16 protein-coding genes are annotated in these 21,392 nt (G+C 61.4%); 10 read left to right on the top strand and 6 right to left on the bottom strand.

Going from position 1 to position 21,392, the window contains the following annotated elements:
• Positions 1 to 128: 128 nt before the first annotated feature.
• From IVA74_RS06535 to IVA74_RS06520, 4 genes are all read right to left on the bottom strand, one after another.
• Positions 129 to 614 (bottom strand): type VI secretion system tube protein Hcp, encoded by a 486-nt coding sequence (locus tag IVA74_RS06535; protein WP_247340886.1) that lies wholly within the window; start codon positions 612 to 614, stop codon positions 129 to 131.
• Between the two features lie 50 nt (positions 615 to 664).
• Positions 665 to 2,167 carry a type VI secretion system contractile sheath large subunit gene (gene tssC, locus IVA74_RS06530; protein ID WP_247340885.1) on the bottom strand — a complete coding sequence of 501 codons (1,503 nt, stop codon included), beginning with the start codon at positions 2,165 to 2,167 and terminating at the stop codon, positions 665 to 667.
• A gap of 16 nt (positions 2,168 to 2,183) precedes the next feature.
• Positions 2,184 to 2,711 (bottom strand): type VI secretion system contractile sheath small subunit, encoded by a 528-nt coding sequence (gene tssB / locus IVA74_RS06525; protein ID WP_247340884.1) that lies wholly within the window; start codon positions 2,709 to 2,711, stop codon positions 2,184 to 2,186.
• Positions 2,712 to 2,838: 127 nt separating this feature from the next.
• Entirely contained in the window at positions 2,839 to 4,152 is a 1,314-nt protein-coding gene (locus IVA74_RS06520) for a type VI secretion system ImpA family N-terminal domain-containing protein (RefSeq protein ID WP_247340989.1), read from the bottom strand.
• Between the two features lie 347 nt (positions 4,153 to 4,499).
• Between IVA74_RS06520 and tssI the strand changes: the two genes are divergently transcribed.
• From tssI to IVA74_RS06475, 9 genes are read left to right on the top strand one after another with little or no spacing between them, the layout of a single operon-like run.
• On the top strand, positions 4,500 to 6,368 hold the full coding sequence (gene tssI / locus IVA74_RS06515; RefSeq protein WP_247340883.1) for a type VI secretion system tip protein TssI/VgrG: 1,869 nt from the start codon (positions 4,500 to 4,502) through the stop codon (positions 6,366 to 6,368).
• 5 nt (positions 6,369 to 6,373) lie between these two features.
• Entirely contained in the window at positions 6,374 to 6,937 is a 564-nt protein-coding gene (locus IVA74_RS06510; protein WP_247340882.1) for a hypothetical protein, read from the top strand.
• Between the two features lie 12 nt (positions 6,938 to 6,949).
• Positions 6,950 to 8,329, top strand: a complete 1,380-nt coding sequence (gene tagH / locus IVA74_RS06505; RefSeq protein ID WP_247340987.1) for a type VI secretion system-associated FHA domain protein TagH — start codon at positions 6,950 to 6,952, stop codon at positions 8,327 to 8,329.
• Between the two features lie 48 nt (positions 8,330 to 8,377).
• Positions 8,378 to 9,715 carry a type VI secretion system baseplate subunit TssK gene (gene tssK / locus IVA74_RS06500; protein ID WP_247340881.1) on the top strand — a complete coding sequence of 446 codons (1,338 nt, stop codon included), beginning with the start codon at positions 8,378 to 8,380 and terminating at the stop codon, positions 9,713 to 9,715.
• Positions 9,712 to 11,238: a type VI secretion system protein TssL, long form gene (gene tssL / locus IVA74_RS06495; RefSeq protein ID WP_256467591.1), complete on the top strand. Its 1,527-nt coding sequence runs from the start codon at positions 9,712 to 9,714 to the stop codon at positions 11,236 to 11,238. The genes tssK and tssL overlap by 4 nt, the downstream gene beginning before the upstream one ends.
• A gap of 43 nt (positions 11,239 to 11,281) precedes the next feature.
• The gene (tssM, locus tag IVA74_RS06490) at positions 11,282 to 14,818 is read left to right on the top strand and encodes a type VI secretion system membrane subunit TssM (protein ID WP_247340880.1); all 3,537 of its coding nucleotides are present in this window, start codon (positions 11,282 to 11,284) and stop codon (positions 14,816 to 14,818) included.
• Positions 14,815 to 15,516 (top strand): type VI secretion system-associated protein TagF, encoded by a 702-nt coding sequence (gene tagF, locus IVA74_RS06485; RefSeq protein WP_345947003.1) that lies wholly within the window; start codon positions 14,815 to 14,817, stop codon positions 15,514 to 15,516. The genes tssM and tagF overlap by 4 nt, the downstream gene beginning before the upstream one ends.
• A gap of 6 nt (positions 15,517 to 15,522) precedes the next feature.
• Positions 15,523 to 16,299 carry a protein phosphatase 2C domain-containing protein gene (locus IVA74_RS06480; protein ID WP_247340877.1) on the top strand — a complete coding sequence of 259 codons (777 nt, stop codon included), beginning with the start codon at positions 15,523 to 15,525 and terminating at the stop codon, positions 16,297 to 16,299.
• Positions 16,296 to 18,101: a serine/threonine-protein kinase gene (locus tag IVA74_RS06475; protein ID WP_247340875.1), complete on the top strand. Its 1,806-nt coding sequence runs from the start codon at positions 16,296 to 16,298 to the stop codon at positions 18,099 to 18,101. Before IVA74_RS06480 ends, IVA74_RS06475 begins: the two co-directional genes overlap by 4 nt.
• A gap of 9 nt (positions 18,102 to 18,110) precedes the next feature.
• Here IVA74_RS06475 and IVA74_RS06470 read toward each other — a convergent pair whose 3' ends face one another.
• Both IVA74_RS06470 and IVA74_RS06465 read right to left on the bottom strand, forming a co-directional pair.
• Entirely contained in the window at positions 18,111 to 19,094 is a 984-nt protein-coding gene (locus tag IVA74_RS06470) for a DUF4424 domain-containing protein (protein ID WP_247340874.1), read from the bottom strand.
• 98 nt (positions 19,095 to 19,192) lie between these two features.
• Positions 19,193 to 19,636, bottom strand: a complete 444-nt coding sequence (locus tag IVA74_RS06465; RefSeq protein WP_247340873.1) for a hypothetical protein — start codon at positions 19,634 to 19,636, stop codon at positions 19,193 to 19,195.
• Between IVA74_RS06465 and IVA74_RS06460 the strand changes: the two genes are divergently transcribed.
• Positions 19,635 to 21,359, top strand: coding sequence for a hypothetical protein (locus IVA74_RS06460; protein ID WP_247340872.1), 1,725 nt, complete (start codon positions 19,635 to 19,637; stop codon positions 21,357 to 21,359). The two genes, IVA74_RS06465 and IVA74_RS06460, sit on opposite strands and share 2 nt — an antisense overlap.
• Positions 21,360 to 21,392 lie beyond the last annotated feature (33 nt).

The following is a 21,392-nucleotide window of genomic DNA, read 5'->3' as shown; positions in this document are numbered from 1 at the left end:
TCTCCATGATGATGTCGCCTCGGCAGGCGGTCGGGCTCGCGACCGCTCCCGCCGAGACGTCAACCGCAATCGCACCGTGCGGCGCCGGTTCGCGCTAATCGCAACCGGCGCCAAGCAGAAGCCGACAATCAGGCCCATTCCTTGTTGGCGGGAACGTCCCAGCCAAACACCGGCGCCGCTCCAGCGCCGCCTTTTTCCGTCTGGGTCTTGTACGTCATCTTGACCTTCGCGAAATTCAGACTCACGTTTTCGGTGAGGCGATCTTCGCCGTGCGATCCGCCCGTCGATACACTCGAGACCAGAATGTGCTTCATCTCGATCTTGAGATACTCCAGCGGATTTTCACCCGCCTTGCGGACCGTGAGAATCGCCGTATCAATGTGCTTGCCGTTCGCACAAACTTTGAAAAGCTCCGGCGTGGCCTTGTCGACGAAGTGCGTGAAGTGCAGATCCTGGATGCTGACCTTGCCGGCGCCGCCGCCCGAACCGCTGTGGAAAGTGCCTGACTGGCTCTCGCCGAAAGACCAGCTCAAAATATCGATTTCGTCCTTGTGCTTGTCGTCCAGCGACTCGCCCTTGATCGGGTCGAGTTTCAAGAAGATGTCGACAGCCATAGCATAGTCCTCTCAAATTTCTGCGTGGTTACGGTTGCGATGTTGCGGCGTCAGGAACCGGGGCCAGGTAGGCGTGAAACCAGGCTGAGGCCGACGTCCATCGCCTCCAACTGAAAGTGTGGACGAAGAAAGAAGCGCGCGTTGTAATATCCCGGATTCTCCTCGTTTGCGATGACTTCAACCTTCGCAGCGGCCAGTGGCTTGCGCGCTTTCTGAGCTTCTGACGAGAGGGCTGGGTTGGCATCAACGTATTCGTTGATCCAGGTTTGCAGCCAGATCGTCAGCTCATCCTTCTCCTTCATGGATCCGATCTTGTCGCGAACCATGCACTTCAGATAGTGCGCAAAGCGGGACACTGCGAACATGTAAGGTAGTCGTGACGACAGGTTGTCGGACGCGGTGGCATCCACGCCCTTTTCGCCGAAGTACTTCTTCGGCTTGTAGAGTGACTGGGCGCCGATGAAGGCGGCCTTGTCGGTGTTCTTGCGATGGATCAGCGGGATGAGGCCCGCCTTTGCAAGTTCGTGCTCGCGGCGATCACTGATGGCGATTTCGGTCGGGCATTTCAGGTCGACGCCGCCGTCATCGGTCGGGAATGTGTGCGTCGGCAGGTTGATAACTTCGCCGCCGGACTGCACACCGCGGATGCGCGTGCACCAGCCAAACTCCTTGAAGGCGCGGTTGATGTTGACCGCCATTGCGTAGGCGGCGTTGATCCAGCCGTATTTGTCGCCGGTGTGTCCGTCCGTCTCCTCTTCGAAGGCGAACTCTTCCACTGGCTCCGATTTCGCGCCGTAGGGGAGGCGGCCGAGCGCGCGCGGCATGCACAGGCCGAGATAGCGCGAGTCGTCCTGATCGCGCAGTCCCTTCCATGCGGCATATTCCGGCGTGTCGAACACCTTGCCGATGTCGCGAGGGTTGGACAGCTCGGTCCAAGAGTCCATTCCCATCAGCGTCGGCTCGGCGCCGCTGAAGAAGGGGGCGTGTGCGGCGCCGGCGATCTTGCTGAGATCGCGGAGCAGTTGTACATCGGTGGGGAGGTGACTGAAATAATAATCGCCGATCAGGCAGCCGAAAGGCTCGCCACCCAGCTGGCCGAATTCATACTCATAGATCTGCTTGAAAAGGGGGCTCTGGTCCCAGCGTGCATCGGGATAAAGCCGCAGATTCCGATACAGCTCGTTCTTGGAGACGTTCATCACCCGGATCTTCAGGTTGGCGTCGGTCTCGGAATTGAAGACGAGGTAGTGGAGGCCGCGCCACGCACTTTCGATCGCCTGGAACTCAGGTGTATGAAGAATCTCGTTCATTTGCGCGGTCAGTTTCTGGTCGATCCGCGCGATCATCTCCTCGATGGTATCGAGGACGTCCGACTTGATGACGCTCGTATCCTTCAACGCCTCTTGAACGAGCGTGGATACGGCGTTTTCGACTTCGGTTGCAGCACGTTCAGTGCGCGGTTTGAAGCTTTGCTTCAGCAGGCTGGCAAACTCATCAGCTTCGACGGTTTTGACCTGGGTAGTGCTCTCTTTGTGAACAGCTTCTTTTGCCATGGTCCCCATTCCTTCCTTAGCTCTCGGTGCCAGGTTCGGTCGACTGGCTTGTCGCGCGTTCCCGCAGCGCTGCCATCAGTTGAGGATCGGCGAGAAGTTTTTTCAGCTGGTCCTCGGCGGCCACCTTGCCATCCATGTAGCGCAGCAGGTTGGCGAGTTGTTCGCGCGCCTCGAGCAGCTTGGCGGTGGCCGGCACCTGGCGGGCGACTGCCACCGGAGTGAAGTCTGCCATCTTGTTGAAGTGCAGGTTGACCGAGATCTTTTCGTCGGATCCATCGCTGAGGCGATTGGCGACGCGCGCCGTCACGCCGGGCTGGATTGCGGCCATGCGGTTGTCGAAATTGTCCATGTCGAACTCGAGGAATTTACGCTCCTCGACCTTCGTCTTCTCGACGCCGGGGTTATTGCCGGAAAGGTCGGAGAGGACGCCCATGACGAACGGCAGTTCTATAAGTCGCTCGGCGTCATAAGGATCTTCGTATGTGATGTGCACGCGCGGTGCGCGGTTTCGTCGAATGAATTTTTGACCGCTGTCTGTAGCCATGGTTCCCTCACTACGAAATCGCTTTAAACATCGAATTTGCGCGACGCAGATTGACTAGGGCGCTTCAAGTTGCTGCGGTCGGCAAACATGCTTGTGTCCAATTAGTGCCCTCGACCGAAAGCTCGGTTCAACGCGATCTGTCGATTGTTTTAAGCGCTCCCTCAGGTAAAACATCATTCAAAAGGCTGAGGAAATCTCGTTGTGCAAGGTCGCGCGCGCGATCGACCAAAAAGGGGATCGGGCTGGACGGCTCCGCGGTTCGGAAAAACGACGCCACCTTCGTCAGCAGACCCAAGGCCTGCGCTCTGTTTTCCACCGAAAAAACAATATCTTGGGCGCTCTCATCGATCGTCGATGAGAGCGGGATCGCGAGCTCCGCCATCCGTTCGATCGGCAGCTCGAAGACCTTGTCCCGCCCGATGTTGATCGCAGCGCTCTCCACGTGGGACGGCACCAGCATCCGCATCACTTCAATAAATGATTTGCCGACCATCTCCTGCGCTTGACGTACCAGCAACAGCGCCGGGTTGGATGGTTCCATTCGGGCAAAATAGGCGGCCGCTGCGCCGAGCGCTGCGGACGCCTGTGCAGATGAAGCCAACATCCCGGTGGTGTCCAGCGGCACCTGTATATCGACGGAACCGGCATCTTCCGCAGTTGCGGTAATCGCCGCGGGATCACGCAACGCGACAAGACCCGCAAGCCAGGCAGCCATGCCGTTAACCAAACCGGAGAGCCTGTCGAGGCTGATAGGTTGCCCCGAGTTCATCTTCTCACGCCAGGTCGCCTTGATGCCTGCGATTTCAGCAGCGACCGCGGAGCACCGCGCGCTGGTTGCCTTGAGAGTGTCGAGATCGGTCTCGCTGACGATGCGCTCGATGGTCGCGAGATCGAGCCCGTCGGCGTCGGCGTCACCGGCGGGAATTTCGCCCTGGGCGATTTGATAGGCACGGTAGTTGAGGTTGCCGTGTCTGCGGTTCTCAATCAGGGGAAGGAACTGGAGCGGGTTGATCACGGTCGGAAACACGTCGATTGCTTCGACCGTGACGGCCCGAAGCGCGTAGTCGCCGTCCTCGCCCTTCGGATGCACCGCTTCCCACTGCTCGCGCAGCAGCAAGTTGGTCGCCCTCAGGCAGTAAAGAAAGCCGTCGAGGTCGCGGTCGAGGATTGAAAACTTGGCCAGCAGCAGGTTTAGGCGCAGATCGCGGGTACGCGCCAGAAGGGGCTGTGCGGCGGCAAATTGGCCGGCAAAATCGACTGCCTTTGGATCGAAGCGTCCACGCTCCCCATTGGCATTGACGACCTCGAAGAACGACATTGGCAGCAGGGATTCCGCACCTGCGAAGAAGTTCAGATATTGGACGTCTCCGATGGCGTCGAGATCCGGCCCGCAGGGATCGTCAGCGGTAATGGGCAGCGTCAGGGAGGCGACATCAAGCATGCGAGGATCGTCCATCTGCTCGGTCACGGCCCCGCTGCCGAGCCCGTGACGACTAGGGGATCTCGCGGGGGCGTATGATCCGATTCTATACCTATGGGTCAGATGCCTGCTGATCTTGGTTCATTTCCGAAGATGCCATTTTCGCGTGAACCGGCAAGCTCTTGGAGCCGACTACTTGATGGCCAGGGTGGTTCTTTGGACTGCTGTCGTGAAACGTCAGGAGGCCCAGCCCCGGGGCGGACTTGCCGGCACTGCCAGTGGCAGGCAGGATTTCCGCGGTTCTTGCATAACGTCTGATCAGCTCTTTGCAGCGGGTCATTCGATCGAAGGAGGGAGTTTAAGCCCACATGGGCCAGCTTACTCAGGATACCCGCCTCTGCGAACTCAAGACGCCTCTTGGCAAGGACGTTCTGGTTTTTGCCGGATTCGAAGGCTCGGAAGGTCTCAGTGAACTGTTCGAGTATCGCATCGAGTGTCTCAGTGAGGATGCCGACCTCGACTTCGACCGAGCGATTGGTCAGCAATGTACGCTGACGATAAAGCTGCATGAAAAGGAGCGTGAGTTCAGTGGCATTCTGACGGAGGCCCAGTGGCTCGGGGTAAACAACGACTATTTCAGCTACCGGATCGTGCTGAGGCCTTGGTTTTGGCTGTTGTCGCGGACCACCGATTGTCGGATCTTTCAGGACAAGAAAGCGCCCGACATCATCAAGGAGGTCTTCAACGAACGCGGCTTCACCGATTATGAATCCAAACTGACCGAAGAGGGGTCCTGTCCGAAGCTCGAATATTGCGTTCAGTACCGCGAGACTGACATGAATTTCGTGTGCCGGCTGATGGAACAGCACGGCATCTACTACTTCTTCAAGCACGAGGGCGGCAAACATACGCTGGTGTTGGCGGACTCCAAATCGTCGCATAGCCCGATCAACGGTCTTGCTACGATTCCCTATATCCCATTGACGGGGGCCGATCGTCGAGGCGAGCAGCATATCTACGAATGGGTCTCGGAGCGCCGGTTTCGGACCGGCAAGATCGAGCTCAACGACTACAACTATCAGAAGCCCAACGCGCAGATGGTCAGCGACGCCAAGGGCTCCGAGCACTACACCCGGTCGGAGATGGAGTTTTACGACTATCCAGGGAAGTTCAAGGAAAAGTCCGACGGCGAGCGCTACGCGAAAATCCAGCTTCAGGCCGAGCAGGCAATGGACCGGAGGCGCCGCGGCAATGGCGACGCCGTCAACCTGTTCCCCGGTGGGCTAACGAAGCTTGAAAAGCACTCCAAGGATTCGCAGAACGTGGAATATCTCGTGGTGCGCGCCACGCACTCGTTCTCGATCGAATCTTATCGCACCGGCGGTCCGAGCGACGCCGGGCAACACGTTTATTTCGGCAGCTACGAGTTTCTGCCGAGCGATCGGCCGTTTCGAGCGCCGATGCTGACCCCGAAGCCAAGGATCAATGGCATCCAGACTGCCAAGGTGGTGACCAAAGACGACAATTCGAGCGAGGAAATCGACGTCGAGTCGCTCGGCGAAATCTACGTCCGCTTTTTCTGGGATCGCAAGAAGAAGCGGTCGTGCCGGTTGCGTGTCGCCCAGGTTTGGTCTGGCAAGCGCTGGGGCGGTCAGATCATCCCACGCGTCGGGCAGGAAGTCGTTGTCGAATTCCTGGAGGGGGATCCGGACCGGCCCCTGGTGATCGGCACCGTGTACAACGACGAATACAAGCTGCCCTACGATCTGCCGTCGAAGAAGACGATTGCGGGATTGAAGTCCGACTCCACCAAAGGCGGCGGCGGCTTCAACGAGTGGAATTTCGAGGACAAGAAGGGATCCGAGAAGATCACGGTGCATGCCGAGAAGGACCATGACGTGACGGTCCGCGACACCGAGACACGGACCATCGGCGAAGCTGCATTCGGCGGCGACACCCGCAAGACCACGCTCAAGAAAGGCAATGACAAACTCGATATCGAATTGGGCGGTCAGCACATCACGCTGGCCATGGACCAGTCCGTCAATGCGGGCATCAGCATCACGCTCATGGCCAACGCCAATATCACCCTGCAGGTTGGTCCGAGCCAGATTATCCTGACCCCGGCGGGTATCGTCATCAACGCGCCGACGATCGCCATGACAGCGCAGGCCGGCATGGCGCTTGCTGCAGGCGGTCCGCTGGTCGCTCACGGCACTCCAACTCTTGTCGGTTGACGATCATGGGGCAGGTTAGATTCGGCACGGTACAGGATCTGTTTCAGGCCTATCCCTTGGCGCGCTATGATGTCGGCAGAGCCGACGCTGACAAGCCTTCGCTGGATTTCCTTCAGGAGGCCGCCGACGCGTGCAATTGGCACCCCGCCGTGTCTTACTGTGCCTACCTGCTTCCAAGGCGCGTGGCAATTGGCTGGGGATGTCGCTCTCTGCGACGGATGTTCGACCATTTCGATGCCAGCGATAGCAGGTCGCTCAATATTGTGGAGACCTGGGTCCGGCAACCGGACGAGCAGTCCCGGAACAAGGCGCTGGCTGTCGGCAATGCCAACGATCCCGAGCAGCCAGCAACGTGGCTGGCGCTGGCGGCCGGCTGGTCCGGCGGAAGCGTGGTTCCCCCGGAATTTGCGCCTGTGGAAGCCAAGCCAGATCAGGCCGCACGGGCGGTGCGTACAGCACTGCTGATTGGCCTCTGCCGGCTCCCCCGTGACTCCCGGGACCAGATAATGACGTCATGCCTGGAGGATGGTATTCAATTGGCACGCGGCGAACCGCGCCCTCCGCGCTAACGAGACGATGTGATGGTGCTGCGCTTTAATATCGAGAACGAACCGAATCTTCCGGACGGCGGACCTGTGTCGTTTACGGTCACCGGCAGGCGTTCGGTCGATATTGGCCGGGACCGTCACCTCGACTGGACGCTGCCGGATCCGGCGCGGACGATTTCCGGAAAGCATTGCGAGGTGCACTTTCGCGACGGTGGCTATTGGCTGCACGACGTCTCGACCAACGGCACCTTTCTCAATGGTGCCGACCAGCGCATACGCGGGCCGCACCGCTTGCGCGACGGCGATCGGCTCACGATCGGCCACTACATCATCGGAGTTTCGCTGGAGGCTGAGGCTCGCGGGCGCACCCCACACCATGAGGCGCAACTGCACGAACCCTCGGGCCAGCAGCATGCGGATTACGGAGAGCTTTGGACGGCCGATCGTGACGTTCCGCCGCCGATCGATCCGCAACTGTTGAAGAAGCCACGCGAGGCTCCGCGGCCCGTCAATCCGGGGTTCCTGGATTGGGCGGCGAGCGTCCCGGCGCCGGGTGTGGACCCATTTCGACGGTCATCGCCGATGTCTCCGTACCAACCGTCCGTGCAGGACGACGACATGAACTGGGCAGCCGGTCCAGTCACCGCGCCGAAACCGCAAGTCGAGCGCCCGCCAGCCATTCCGACTCCACGCCGGCCGTCGGTGTGGATCGATGATGAATCAGCCGCCGCCCAGCCGCTAGCATCGCCATCGCACCCGCAGGTTGAGACGCCGCGCCCGGCGCAAGCAGCAGACGAGGGCCCTGTCACGGCCAAGCCAGTCGGTGGTACCGACTTTGCGCGACTGGTGGCGCGCGCTGCAGGATTGCCGGACAACTTCTTTGCCAGCAAGTCCGATGCCGAACTCGCCGAACAGCTTGGCATCATCTTGCGTATGACCGTGGACAATCTGATGGCGCTGCTGCAGGCGCGAACCCAAGCCAAGCAGCTGACCCGTAGCACCAGCCAGACCACCGTCCAAGCGCTCGAAAATAATCCGCTGAAATTTTCGCCGACCTCGGAAGAAGCGATGCGCATCCTCTTTGGGCCGCCGACGCGCAGCTATCTCGACGCACAGCGCGCCTTTGCACAGGGATTCAGTGATCTCAAGTCACATCAATTGAGGACCTATATGGCGATGCAGCACGCTGTCCATGAGCTGATTGCGGGCATAGATCCGACGCTGATGGCGCGCGAGCTCGAGCTTCAGCGTGGCGCAAGCTCCTGGCTCGGCACGAACAAGGGCAAACTCTGGGACGAGTTCTTGACGCGCTGGAAGGCGCATCTTGGCCGCGACAACAGCGCGCCGATCGAAACCTTTATGTTGCTTTTCTCGGACTATTACGACCGCGGTGACAAGCCCGGTTCAAAGTAAACTTTCGGCGACCACGCGGTTGCCGACAATTTCTAAGTGGATGTAGGAATGTCTTGGTACAGCAAGGTTTTCTGGTCGGAAGGTCTGTTTCTGCGGCCGCATCATCTGCAGCAGAACGACCGCTACATCGAACACTTGCTGGAAAAGCGCGTTCGCTACACGACACCATACCCCTGGGGCTTTGCCCGGCTAGAGATCGATAAGGATCTTACCGAACAGAGCAAATTCGCGGTGCGCAATGCGTCCGGCGTCATGCCGGACGGTACGCCCTTCGATATCCCTGCGGACAGCCCAATACCCGAATCGATCGATGTGCCGGAGACGGCCGCAGGCCAGATCGTCTGGCTGATGATGCCGGTCGCGGCGCCAAACACCCGCGAGGTCGACGAGGACCGCACCGACAGCGCCAGTCGCTATGTCCGTACTTCGGAAACCTTCATTGACTCGACCTCGGCGCTACGCATCGAGGAAGAGATCGACATCGCTTATCCGCGCTTGTCGTTCGAACTGCGCAAGACGAGCAAGCCCGGATACATGGGCCTCGGCATCGCGCGCATTCTCGAGGTGCGCGACAAGAACATCCTGTTCGACGACAAGTTCGTGCCGCCGATGCTGGTCTGCGCCGCGCATCCAATCATCGATGGCTGGCTCAACCGCATCATCGGCTGGGTTGAGACTAAACTCGACGAGCTGGCGCGTTATGCGGTCGATCCGTCATCCGGTGGTGGGTTGCAGAGTGTCGACTATCTGGTCCTGCAAGTGCTGAACCGTACCATTCCCGTGCTGACTCATTTCCAGCGCTCCGGCAGCGTGCACCCCGAGCGCCTGTACGAGGAATTGCTGAGGTTCGCGGGTGAACTTGCGACGTTTTCCACGGCGGAACGGCGGGCGCGCAACTATCCGGCGTACAATCACGACGATATCGAGAACGTCTTCACACCCTTGGTCAGCGACGTCCAGGACTTCTTGAGCGCGCGGCTGGGCCGGCGGGCGATCCGCCTGGAGATCATCGAGCGCGCACAGAATGCGTTCGTATCGCCGATCCGCGATCGAGCGCTATTCCGAAATGCGACCCTGGTGCTGGAGGTTGCCGCACGGCGGCCGCTTGTGGAGATCCAGAACGATTTCCCGCACCTGTTCAAGGTCGGGCCGAACACCAAGATGAACGAGATCGTGCACGCAAACCTGCCGGGCCTGACGCTGGCGCATTTGCCGACGCCGCCGCCGCATATCCGGGCCATCACGGATCACGTCTATTTCTATCTCGACCGCAAGTCGCCGCTGTGGCCCGAGTTCAGTACGGCTGCGTCGATCGGAATGCACTTTTCCGGCGACTGGCCCGAGCTTGAGCTGTATCTTTGGGCTATCCTGGAAGACAGGCCATGAGCGACAAGGACAAGCCGGTCAATCCTTTCGGTCGGGGCGAACGGACGATCATCCGTCCCAATCCCGGCGGGAAGTTGCCGCCGGCGCCGACCTCTCAGCCTCCGCCGGGCGAGGGGCCTGCAGCACGCCCGGCCTATTCGCCATCACCCGTACCCTCTCCCGGCGCGCCAGCGCCACCATCATCCTTTTCGCCCGTTCCACAGGGCTCGAACTACGCCTCCGCGCCGGCCAGCCATCCAGCCGAGGAATGGATCTCGACACCCGCGCAAGGCCACGTGCCGCAACCCATGTTGCCGCCAGGGCCGCCGTTGCGCGTTGACGATCTGGTCGCGCCAAATGCCAATCCGGTGATGCGCGCTGCGGGCCCGTTGCTGCAATTGCTCGGTCGATTGCGGGTGGCGCTCATGCGAGCGTCATTCGCCAGCCTGATGGAGCAGGTCGCAGACGCGATCAAATTCTTTGAGAAGGACATCCGTTCAGCGGGCATTTCCGAGCACCAGGCCAACACAGCGAAATACATCCTGTGTGCCACTGCCGACGATATCGTGCAGCACATCCCAACCGAAGAGCGTCACGTCTGGACGCAATATTCGATGCTGAGCCGGTTCTTCGGCGAGCGTGTCGGCGGCGTCCGTTTCTTTGAGATCCTCGACCATTTGAAGGTTGATCCACTGGTCAACTATCCGGTCCTCGAACTTCAGCACACCTGCCTTGCGCTTGGTTTTCAGGGCATCCACCGGACGTCAGGGGGCGGACTTGCGAACCTGCAACTGATCCAGCGCAACCTCTATGAATTGCTGCGCCGGGTCCGACCGAAAACGATGAGCGACCTGTCGCCCAACTGGCGCGGGCAGGCGCTGGCGGGACGCCGGCAGCGTCTGCGTGTTCCGGTTTGGCTCGTGGCAGCCATCGTTGCCGCGCTGCTGACCGGGTCCTATTTCGTTCTGCGGACGCTCCTCGCTGGGCGGGCAGAGAATGCTGCCGAGGTGGCGCTCGCGCTCCATCCGGCCGGCCCGATCGAGCTCAAGCGTCAGGTCGTTGCACCACCCCCGCCACTGCCGCCTCCGCCGCCGCCGGATCGCATTACCCAGTTGCAACGCATCCGCAATGCGCTCGCGAAGGAGAACACCGCCTGTGCCATGACGGCGGACCAGACCCCCAGCTTCATCGTGATCAGGGTCTGCGACCTAGCCTTGTTTGCGTCGGGCCAGGCGACCATCCTCGACGGCTTCAAGCCGATCGCATTCCGCGTCGCAGCAACCCTCGACAAGGAGCCGGGACGGATCCGGGTCGTCGGCCATACTGACAGTTCGCCGATCCGCACAGTCCGCTTCCCGACCAATTTCGAGTTGTCGGTCGAGCGCGCCAAGGCGGTTGCCGCGGCACTGAAACCTGGTTTGACCGATGGTTCGCGCGTCGACGTCGAGGGCAAAGGAGCAGATGCGCCAATCGCCAGCAACACAACGCCCGAGGGACGCGCCAAGAACCGGCGCGTCGAGATCTTTATCGAACGCAGCGAATAGGCACACACCGCCGGATCAGGTGGTTTGCGACGGGTACGGTTAGATGCTTGCCAAGGACATTCTCCGCATCGTTCTCTACGGAGTCGGGCTCAGCTCGCTCGGAGCGGTGATCTATTTCGCCGGTCCCTTCATCGCGTTCGGCGATTGGCGGCCGCTGGAGAACCATATCGTCCGGCAGATCGCTATTCTGCTGCTCACCACGGCCGTGGCAGGCATCGTTGGCCTCAATCTGTTCAAGCGGCGCAAGGGTGCCAAGGAGATTGCCGATGGCATCGCTGGTGCAGACCAGCCCGTCAGCGATGAACCGGTGCTCAAGGAGCGCATGAAGGATGCGCTCGCGACGCTGAAGACCGCCAGCGGCAACAAGTCGGGCTATCTCTACGATCTCCCCTGGTACGTCATCATCGGTCCGCCTGGCGCCGGCAAGACCACGGCGCTGGTCAATTCCGGGCTCAAATTTCCGCTCGCCCGCGGGGCGACGCCCGCGGCGATCGCAGGGGTCGGCGGTACCCGCTACTGCGATTGGTGGTTTACAGAGGAGGCGGTGCTGATCGATACCGCCGGCCGCTACACCACCCAGGACTCCAACAGCAAGGCCGACAAGGACAGCTGGCTGGCGTTCCTGGACATCCTGAAGAAAAGCCGGTCGCGCCAACCGATCAACGGCGTCCTTGTCGCCATCAGTATCGAAGACATCCTGACGCTGCCGAAGCAGGAGCTCGCACTTCATGCCGATGCCATCAGGATGCGCCTGCTCGAGCTGCATCAGAGGCTCAAGGTCAGCTTTCCGGTCTACGCGCTATTTACCAAAGCGGATCTCGTTGCCGGCTTCACCGAGTATTTCGCCTATCTCGGGGAGGCCGGCCGCCGCCAGGTCTGGGGTGCCACGTTCCAGACCGCCGACAAAACCCAGAATCTCGTGGGGCAGATCCCGGTCGAGTTCGATCGTTTGCTGGAGCGCCTGAGCGAGGAGACGCTCGACCGTTTGCAGGACGAGCCGACGCCCCAGCACCGCGTGCAATTGTTCGGCTTTCCGGCACAGATGGCGCGGCTCAAGCCCCAGATTCACGATTTTCTCAACCTGATCTTCGAGCCGACGCGCTATCACGTGAACGCGAACCTGCGCGGGTTCTACTTTACCTCGGGTACGCAGCAGGGCACGCCGATCGACCAATTGATCGGGTCGCTGGCACGCACGTTCGGCGCCGAGGAGATCGGTTCCGGATCCTATTCGGGCACGGGCAAGAGCTTCTTCCTCGCCGATCTGATTTCCAAGGTCATCATCGGCGAAGCCGACTGGGTCTCGACCGACCGTGCCGCGGTGCGCCGCACGCTGATCCTGAAGGCCGCAGCCCTGTCATTGATCGGTCTGGTCTCGATCGGACTGATCGCAGCTTGGCTGATGAGCTACAAGCGGAACTCCGATTTGATCGAGCAAAGCCTGCAGGCGGATAGCGAGTATGCAGCCGCCGGCGCACCACTTATCAAGCAGACATTGATTGCCGATCATGATCTCGACAAGGTGCTGCCGCTACTCTACCGCCTCCGCAACGCCCCCGCAGGCTACGGATCGCGCGGCGAGTCGGTGCCTCTGTCGGCTCGCTACGGGCTCAGTCAGCACGCCCGGCTGCTGTCGCCCTCGAAGGCAGCCTATCATGCGGCGCTTGAGCGCATGTTCCGGCCGCGCCTGCTGTATCGCCTGGAGGAGCAGCTCAATGCGCGCATAAACGAGCCTGCCTTCGTCTATGAGGCGCTCAAGGTCTATCTGATGATCGGCGGCCTGCAGTCGCCGGATCGCGAGCTGATCCGCTCCTGGATGCAACGTGACTGGGCGGATAACCTCTATCCTGGCGTCACCAACGCGGAAGGGCGGCGTCTGCTCGACGAGAACCTCGTGGCAATGTTCGACCTCGAGACCGAACAGCAGCCGCTGGTCGAACTCGACGGCCGGTTGATCAAGCAGGCCCAAAGCTCCTTGGCGCGCCTGAGCGTGTCGCAACGAGCCTACGAGTTTTTGAAATCAGAGGCTCGCGCATCGATCGCCGGCGACTGGATCGCCAGCCGCCATGGCGGCCCCGACATGGGTGTCGTGTTCGAAACCACGACGGGGCAGCCTTTGGACGCCGTGCGGGTACCTGAGTTTTTCACGTATAACGGCTTCCATCAGAAGTTCGTTGCCCGGCTGTCCGGATTGTCAGAGCGGATGAAGCGGGAGCGATGGGTTTTGGGAGATGCCGGCCAGCAGTCGGCCATCGACCAGCAGTACGACAATCTGGCCGGCGATCTGCTCAGCATCTATTCCAACGATTTCGTGACGACCTGGCGAACGGCGCTCGGGAGCCTGCGCCTGAAGAAGCTGCTCGCCGACAAGCCGAAATATGAGGTGCTGCGGGCGCTTTCGGCGCCGACCTCGCCGATGCGGCAAATTCTGGAATCGGTGCGCGACGAGACGGTGCTGACCAAGGAACGGGCGAAGCCGGCGAGCGCTTCGGCCCCAGCTGCCGCACCGGCGCCAGCACTCTTCACGAATGCCCAGGATGGACCGCCTGGCGCGATAATCGAGGCGCAGTTCAAACCTTACCACGCGGCGCTCGAAGGCGAGAGCACCCGCCGGCCGATCGACTCGACCGTCGCGAACCTGAACGACATCGCGCAGAACCTGACGCTAATCATCGAGAATCCCCAACTGGCCGCACAGGCCACAGCCGCGCTTCAGACCCAGGTCGCAGCGCTCCGCAACAATGCCTCGCGCATGCCGCCGCCATTCTCCGACATGCTGCGAGCAGCAGCCGCGGAGTTCGAAGGCAGCATCGCGGCTTCGACCGCCGGGCAAATCCTGCAAACGTTGCGCGATCAGGTCACGCCGGTCTGCCAACAGACCGTGACTAACCGCTACCCGTTTATCCGCGGCAGCGGCCAGGAAGTTCCGCTCGCGGATTTTGCCAAATTGTTTAGTCCGAATGGCGTTATGGACAGGTTCTTCACCCAGTACCTGGCACCTTATGCCGACACGTCGCGGTCGGACTGGGCTTGGCGAAAGGAGAGCCCCGTTGGTCGGTCGTTCTCGCCCGACACGCTCAAACAATTCCAGAATGCGGCTTATATCCGGGATGCGTTCTTCCAGACGGGCGGCGGTGTGCCCGCCGTTTCATTCGCGATCCGACCCCCTGGGGCACCGGGGCCAGGCGTGACAGTTAAGACCGAGATCGGTGGCACCACGATTGCGAGCCCAACCATTCCCGGATCGGCCCCTTCGTCCTTGTTCGGCGGCCCGCAACCTACGCCACCGCCACAGCCGCAGAGCAACTCGCCGACTACCGTCCTATGGCCGGGCCCAGCGCCGCGAACGGCAATTTCAGTCAGTAACGACACCGGCCCGCCATCCGTGCTTGAGCGCATTGGTCCCTGGTCGTTGTTTCGGATGCTGGAGGCAGGCTCGTTAGTGGTGAAAGCGGAAACGGCCAGCGCGAGTTTCATCGTCGCCGGGCGCGAGCTCAACTATCAAATTTCGACTGGATCGTTGCGTAACCCGCTGAACCTGTCAGTGCTGCGCGAGTTTCGTTGCCCGACCGGGATATGACCATGCGTTGCGGGATATTCGGCAAAATCGGTGCGAAGCGCGATTTCATCGCGATCGCGACCCCGCGCAGCTTCCTGGAAGCCTGGGAGCCATGGGTACAGGCTGCGCTGTCAGCAAGTCGCCACCAGCTTGGCCCAGGATGGCAGCAGGCCTTTCTGACCGCGCCGGTCTGGCGGTTTTGGCTCGGCGCCGCGATCTGCGGCACGACAGTGGCGGGTGCGATCATGCCCTCGCTCGATGGGGTGGGGAGATACTATCCCTTGACCCTGCATGCGGTGACCGGCGAGGCCGTCTCGCTGCCGCCGCCGAGCATTGATCCGCAGGACGAATGGTTCGGGCAAGTGGAGGCGTTCCTGCTTTCGACCCTGGATCGGGCCGCAACCTTCGAGCAGATCTCCGATGCATTGGATCGGCTTGCGGTGCCACGACTGCAGGAGACCATCGCCGGCGATCCGCCGGTCACGTCGCTTGGTACTGCGGCAATGGGGAGGGCTTCGGCGGTCGAAGCCTTCGCGGGGTCGTTTGCAGCACTTTGCGCTGCCAACCCACAGGTCTACGCCGCGGCTAGCTTCTGGTGGACCGCCGGAGGGGAAGGCTTCCCGCCAATGGCGCTGAGTTGTCGCGGATTGCCAGATCCGTTTCACTACGTCACGCTGCTGACCGGTGATCTCGGCCTCGCGGCATCGGGGAATGGATGACGCGCGATGGTGCATATTCCGTCCTTGTTCGATGTTGGTAGCGTCACCCATGCCGGACGGGTGCGGGAGCGGAACGAGGATTCATGTTTGGTACGAACCGACGTTGGCCTGTGGGCGGTCGCCGACGGTATGGGGGGGCACGAGGCCGGTGATCTCGCCAGTCGCATCGTAGTGCAGTCGCTTGACGCGATCGGCACGCCAGAATCAGCCGCAGACCTGCTGGCGGAATGCGAGGAGCGGCTTTTCAGCGCAAACCAGCAGATACTGGCGCTTAGTCATGAACGACAGGGTGCCACCGTCGGGACCACAGCGGCGGTTCTGCTCGTTCGCGATAGCTACTATGCCTGCATATGGGCGGGTGACAGCCGGGTCTACCTTATCAGTCGCGGCGCAATTCGCCAGGTGTCGCATGATCACAGCGAACTGGAGGAGCTGATCGCAGAAGGTGCGCTGTCGCGCGAAGACGTGAATGATTGGCCGAGCAATGCCATTACGCGTGCCGTCGGTGTCGCCGATGATCCGGAATTTGAGGTGGTGACAGGCCCGGCCGAGCCGGAGGATATCTTCGTGATCTGCAGCGATGGCCTGACCAGGCACGTGCAGGACGACGAGATCCTGCAGCACGCGGCTACGCGACGCGCCCAGGCGGCTTGCGATGACATGCTCGCGCTGGCTCTTGTTCGTGGCGGGCTTGACAATTTGACGATTGTGATCGTGCGACTGCTGACGCCACGATCTCAGGAGACGACAAGATCTCCGCTCAATCGGGAGCCGCAACCATGACTCCTAACGATCCGTTCCGATCGTCCTATCACGGCGTGCCGCCCGGCACCCGTCTCAACGGCATTTACGAGATCGAAGCGGTGATCGGCGCGGGCGGCATGGGTGAGGTCTACAAATGCCGTGAGATCCAAACTGGATCGCCTGTTGCGGTGAAAATGCTACTGCCCGACGTGGTTGATAACGAGGCCGCGCTCGCGCTGTTCCGTCGAGAGGCCGCCGCACTCCACAATCTTCCGCATGACGCGATCGTTCGCTACTTCCTGTTTACCGTGGAGCCGGTGCTGCAGCGACCTTATCTCGCGATGGAGTTCGTGAATGGCCGCTCGCTCTCGAACATGCTCGATGATGGGCCGTTGACCTTCGAGGCGCTGATCAGGCTGATGCAGCGTGTCGCATCGGGACTGGAGGCCGCTCATGAGCACGGCATCATCCATCGCGACGTGTCTCCGGACAACATCATCGTTCCGCTCGACGACGTCAGGCGGGCCAAGATCATCGACTTCGGCATCGCCCGGTCGACCCAGATGGGTGACAAGACCATCATCGGCTCGGGCTTCGCTGGCAAGGACAACTACGCATCGCCGGAGCAAGTAGGGTTGTACGGCAATGACGTGACTGCGAAATCCGATGTCTACAGCCTCGGTCTTGTGCTGTTCCATGCGCTGACCGGACAGAAACTCGACATGGGCGGCAGCCAGTTTCAACTGGTGGAGAAGCGCCGGCGAGTGCCCGATCTCGGCGCGGTGGATATGCGCATTCGGCCTTTGCTGGAGCGGATGCTGCAGCCTGATCCGGCATTGCGCCCGACTATGGGGGAGGTCGCCAGCTGGACGCCAACCGGTTCGGCCCAGACGCCGGCCGCGCCTTTATTTGGCTTCGATCCGCTACGGCGGCCGGAAAGCGCGGCGCCGGCGCCGCAGGACCGTATGCCGTCGACCGCGCGGAGTCCGCGCAGCCTACGGCTGGGGGCGGGCGTCGCGGCTCTGTTGCTGCTGGTCGGCGGTGGATATGCCTTCTACAAGCTGGTCTGGTCAGCGCCAGGCCGCGCGGTCTTGCCGCCACCTCCGAAACTCGCCGGAACAATGGCGCCGCCGAAGATCGAGCCCGCTGGACCACAGCCCGGACGCCAAGAGCCGGAGAAGCTGTCCGCGCAGCCGACGGCGACGCAGTCTGGGGCACTCGATGGGTCCGGGCGCGCTGAGCGCATCCGCAAATACGTGGCCCAATATTCCGGCGGTGACTGCTTCTTCGTCTTGCCGATTGCCGTGAGCCCAAATGCCGCTGTCATCGAAGGGTTCGGTGCCTCGACCGCCCCATTCGACACCTTCGACAAAGCGTTTCGGCGTGATCAGGGTTTCGAGGCTTCGGTCGGCGTCAGGCAAGTGACCCAAGCGCAATGCCCAGCCGTCAAGTTCTTGAATCAGGTCGGGAGCGATCAGGCGCGAATGCCACGCATCACCTTGTCAGCGACAGAGCTGAAGGGCGGTGAAATCCTCAATGGGACCATCGAGAACTTTGCCAACCGCGTGGTGGAGCTGCTCATGGTGTCGGATCGCGGCGAAGTCCAGAGCCTCTCTTATCTTCTGAAGCCGGGCATCGACTCACTTTCGTTTACGCTCCCGACAGCGCGCGCGAGCGGTCCGCAATTGCTGTTGGTCGTGGCGGTCCCGCAGGTTCTGGACTCATTGCGCCAGCCGCGACCGATGGCGGCCGACACGTTCTTCCTGCAGGCGCTAAGCGAGGCTCAGCGCAACAAGGTGACTGTCATCGCGGCCGCGCGCTACGTGCTGCTCACCAATTGACCGGCACGCTCAGAATGTTCCGATCACCAGGATTTTCAGGTCGGCATCCGGCTTGAAGTCGCTTGCCGTATATTCAAGCGTGTTTCCAGTAGCCGACGAGGCCTTTAGCCGCCCAGGACAGAAGCTCACCAAACGGTCGCTGCCGCCTGGGTCGATAATCAGCTTGAATGACCGGATCGGCCCAGCCCAATTCGCGCCGGTCTTGAGCACGTACGATATGCGCCGCTCCTGCAGATTCGCGCTGTTGGTCTGGTTACCGCCCGCGCGCTTATCGAGCTCGGCGAGGAACGTATCCTGGACGCAGTATTCTTTCCGGTAACGCGCGACTTCCTGACCGAGTGCGCTGCTGCGGCGCAGGCTCGAGCGCAGAATGGTGTCAGGACTGGAGCCGACGCTCGGCCGGTACTGGTGTTCGACCGTGACGGCGCGTATGGGCGGAAACACCTGCTGGCGCACAGCCGAGGTCTTGATAACCCAACCCGGCGCATACTGCTGGCGACCGTTGTCGCTCATTCCGGCAGGCACCAGAAGTCCGTTGTCCACGAGCCGGGTCCGGGTCGCCGCGGGTAGATCGGTCACCCGGATCTCGCGGCCACCAATCGGCAGCAGCGGCAACTTGAGTTCGCGGAGCAGGGCACTGACATCCCTGTTGCCGACCATGGCGCGCTGATCGACGGTCAGCGGCGCCGGGTTGCCGTCGACCTTGGTCTCGAAGTCGACGAAGTTGATCGGATCATTTGACGGCAGTGCAACGTTCTCAGCCTCCGACAGGTCGATGTCGGGCAGCGGAAAGGCAACAGTAAGCGTGACTGGCTTGGCGGTGACGTTGGCGAATTGGTAGCGAACGCTGATCCTGTCGAGCGCGATACGAAGGTTCTCGCTCTCCATGGCCACGTCATTGGTGCGTACCAACTGGAGCCCACCGATCGATAATTCCGCAGCCGAGTCGTTGGCGCGTGCCGGCGAGCCTGTCGCAACCAGCAGCGCGACCATCAGGGCCCGTATCCGGAACGACAGTCGGGTAGAGGGTCCGTTCGGCAAGGTGGTCTCTATGCGGCGTCGCAGCATATGCTGGCTCCATCCGATGCGGGTCAATCGATCGGCTGATAAAGATCGCCCCAGTCGGGCTTCCAGACCCCGTCTGGATCGCACACCACGAGCGCGAGCTTGACGTCGTTTGCCAGCCGGATCGCGCCGCGAAAAGCATCCTGAGCCGGCAATTGCGCGCTGACCTGGTCGGTGGTCAGCCGTCCCTGGCTCGCGGCGGCAGGCAGCACGATCGATCCGGAGGCGCCGTCATTGTCGCGTTTCAGGAGTAGCGTGATCGCGTCGGGCTGGACTTCGTTCACTTGCTCAAATCTATTCCGGGCCATGGTTTTCCACCGCAAGCTGAAGAAATTTCGGACGATCACCGTCCAGTGATAGAATTGAACGTGATTGAGATTGCTCACCACTAATTGACGCGCCGCATCAACGGCATCTCGGATTAGTCGATCCGGCGCGGCGATCGGTTCGGGGTACATTGAGGCGAACATGCTTCGTCCAAATCATTGGATCTGGGTCTTCATCGTTGGCGCTGGCCTTTTCGGAACCAAGGCGCACGCAGACGATACTGTCGTACGCAGCTTTGCCGGCGGTTCGGCTGCTTCCATGGTCGGCATCGTCCCGGCCAGCGAGGACGTGGAACTCGCGGGACCGCAAGCGCTCAGCGCCAACGGGCAGGGCACCCTTTTTGTGCTCGATCAGATCAACGGTCGCATCCTCCAGTTTGACCCGAAACAGCCAAATTCCTATCCTGACGTCCTCAAGATGCCTAAAGACGTCCAGCCGACTGATCTCGTCGTCCACGATGACGACATAATGGTTTGGGACGGCGGCGTACGGACGCTGAAGGCAGCGCCGGGGCAATCCACCCGCGGACTCGGTGGTGACGTGATCCAGCTTGAGGAGGTCTCGAGCCGTGGGGCGGACGACCAGGTCGCCGTCTCCGCTTTCGCCCAGATGGGATCGCAGGCGCCCGGCAGCGCGGCAGACCTGCTCGGTCAGAACACTCGCGCGGCCATCATCAAGATGACTCGGCAGCCCGACCGGCAATATGTGGCTTCCCGAGGCAAGGGCTCGGTGATCGCCGATATCATTCCTGACAAGGGCAATGCCAGCGTACGGGTCGAGATCCAGACCATGGTCACCAACGAGACCATCGGCCAGCTCGGCCTGCGCGTGCGCAACCAACTCGGCACGGTGGAGTTTCTCGAGATCGACAACAGCGACCGCTTCTACGTGCTGGCCGAGGACGTTCCGCCATCGGGAAAGAACGCCTCCACGTTCGTCGCACGCTATGCCGCGAATGGGCGTCTCGAGGGAATCTATGAGCTTCCTCTGGAAAATACGCCGCTGACCAGACGGTTCGTCACGGTTTCGGGTGATGGCGACGTCTATTTCCTGCGAACCAAGCCGGACGGTATCGAAGTGGTGGGCGTCGGGTTCCGACCTCTGACCAATGCCTCGATTATCGACGTGCGGCCGTCGCGAACGACAACAGCGCCGGCACCACAATCCGACGTCAAATTTGACGCTTCGGCCGCCGTGAGGCCGTCCAATCGCCAGCAGGCGATCGAGACCGCGTTTGCGTTCGAGGGCATCCAGTGGAAATTGACGCAGGCGAACTACGGCAACGATCCCGATAGCCAATGCAGTGGCTTCAGCCGTGTTCGTCGGCCGTGGTATCTGCAGGGAAAAGTGAACCAGGAGGTGCGCGGTGTACCCTATTGCTGGGGCTGCCACGGTTCGCTCGCGAACTTCCGGCAGCGGATCGAGAGCGGAACGCTGGCTGGCAATGTGTGCACTCGCAATGCGCCACGGCCGGATGTGGCTGGAGTCGACTGTTCGGCATTCGTCAGCGCCGCGTGGGGACTCTCCGTCCACTACACGACTGCCGCCATCCCCGCGATCGCAGCGCCCGTGGCAAATCCTTGGGACCTGAGGCCCGGTGATGCGCTGAACAAGCCGGGCTCGCATGTGATGTTGTTCCTGCGGTTCACTCCCGATCGCAAGGCCGAGGTGATGGAGTCCTCGACCGGTGGCTGCAACGGCCGCGTCTGTCGCAACGTCTATCCGTTGGCGAGCCTGCTCGCGCGCGGCTATGTTCCGGTCCGCTTTCGGGCGTTCGCGGATGATCAGACGACGGTTTCAGCGGGCGCCTATCAGGAGACCGAACAACCGCCGGCGGGCCGCAAAACGGCAAGCAAAAGGCGCTGAACCCAGCGTGTCGCCAGAGCTACAAAATGGGTA

It is taken from the genome of Bradyrhizobium sp. 132 (assembly GCF_023074185.1).
Taxonomy (GTDB): Bacteria; Pseudomonadota; Alphaproteobacteria; order Rhizobiales; family Xanthobacteraceae; genus Bradyrhizobium.
The sequence above is the reverse complement of the archived record's forward strand: the minus strand, read 5'-3'. Positions and strand labels throughout refer to the sequence as shown.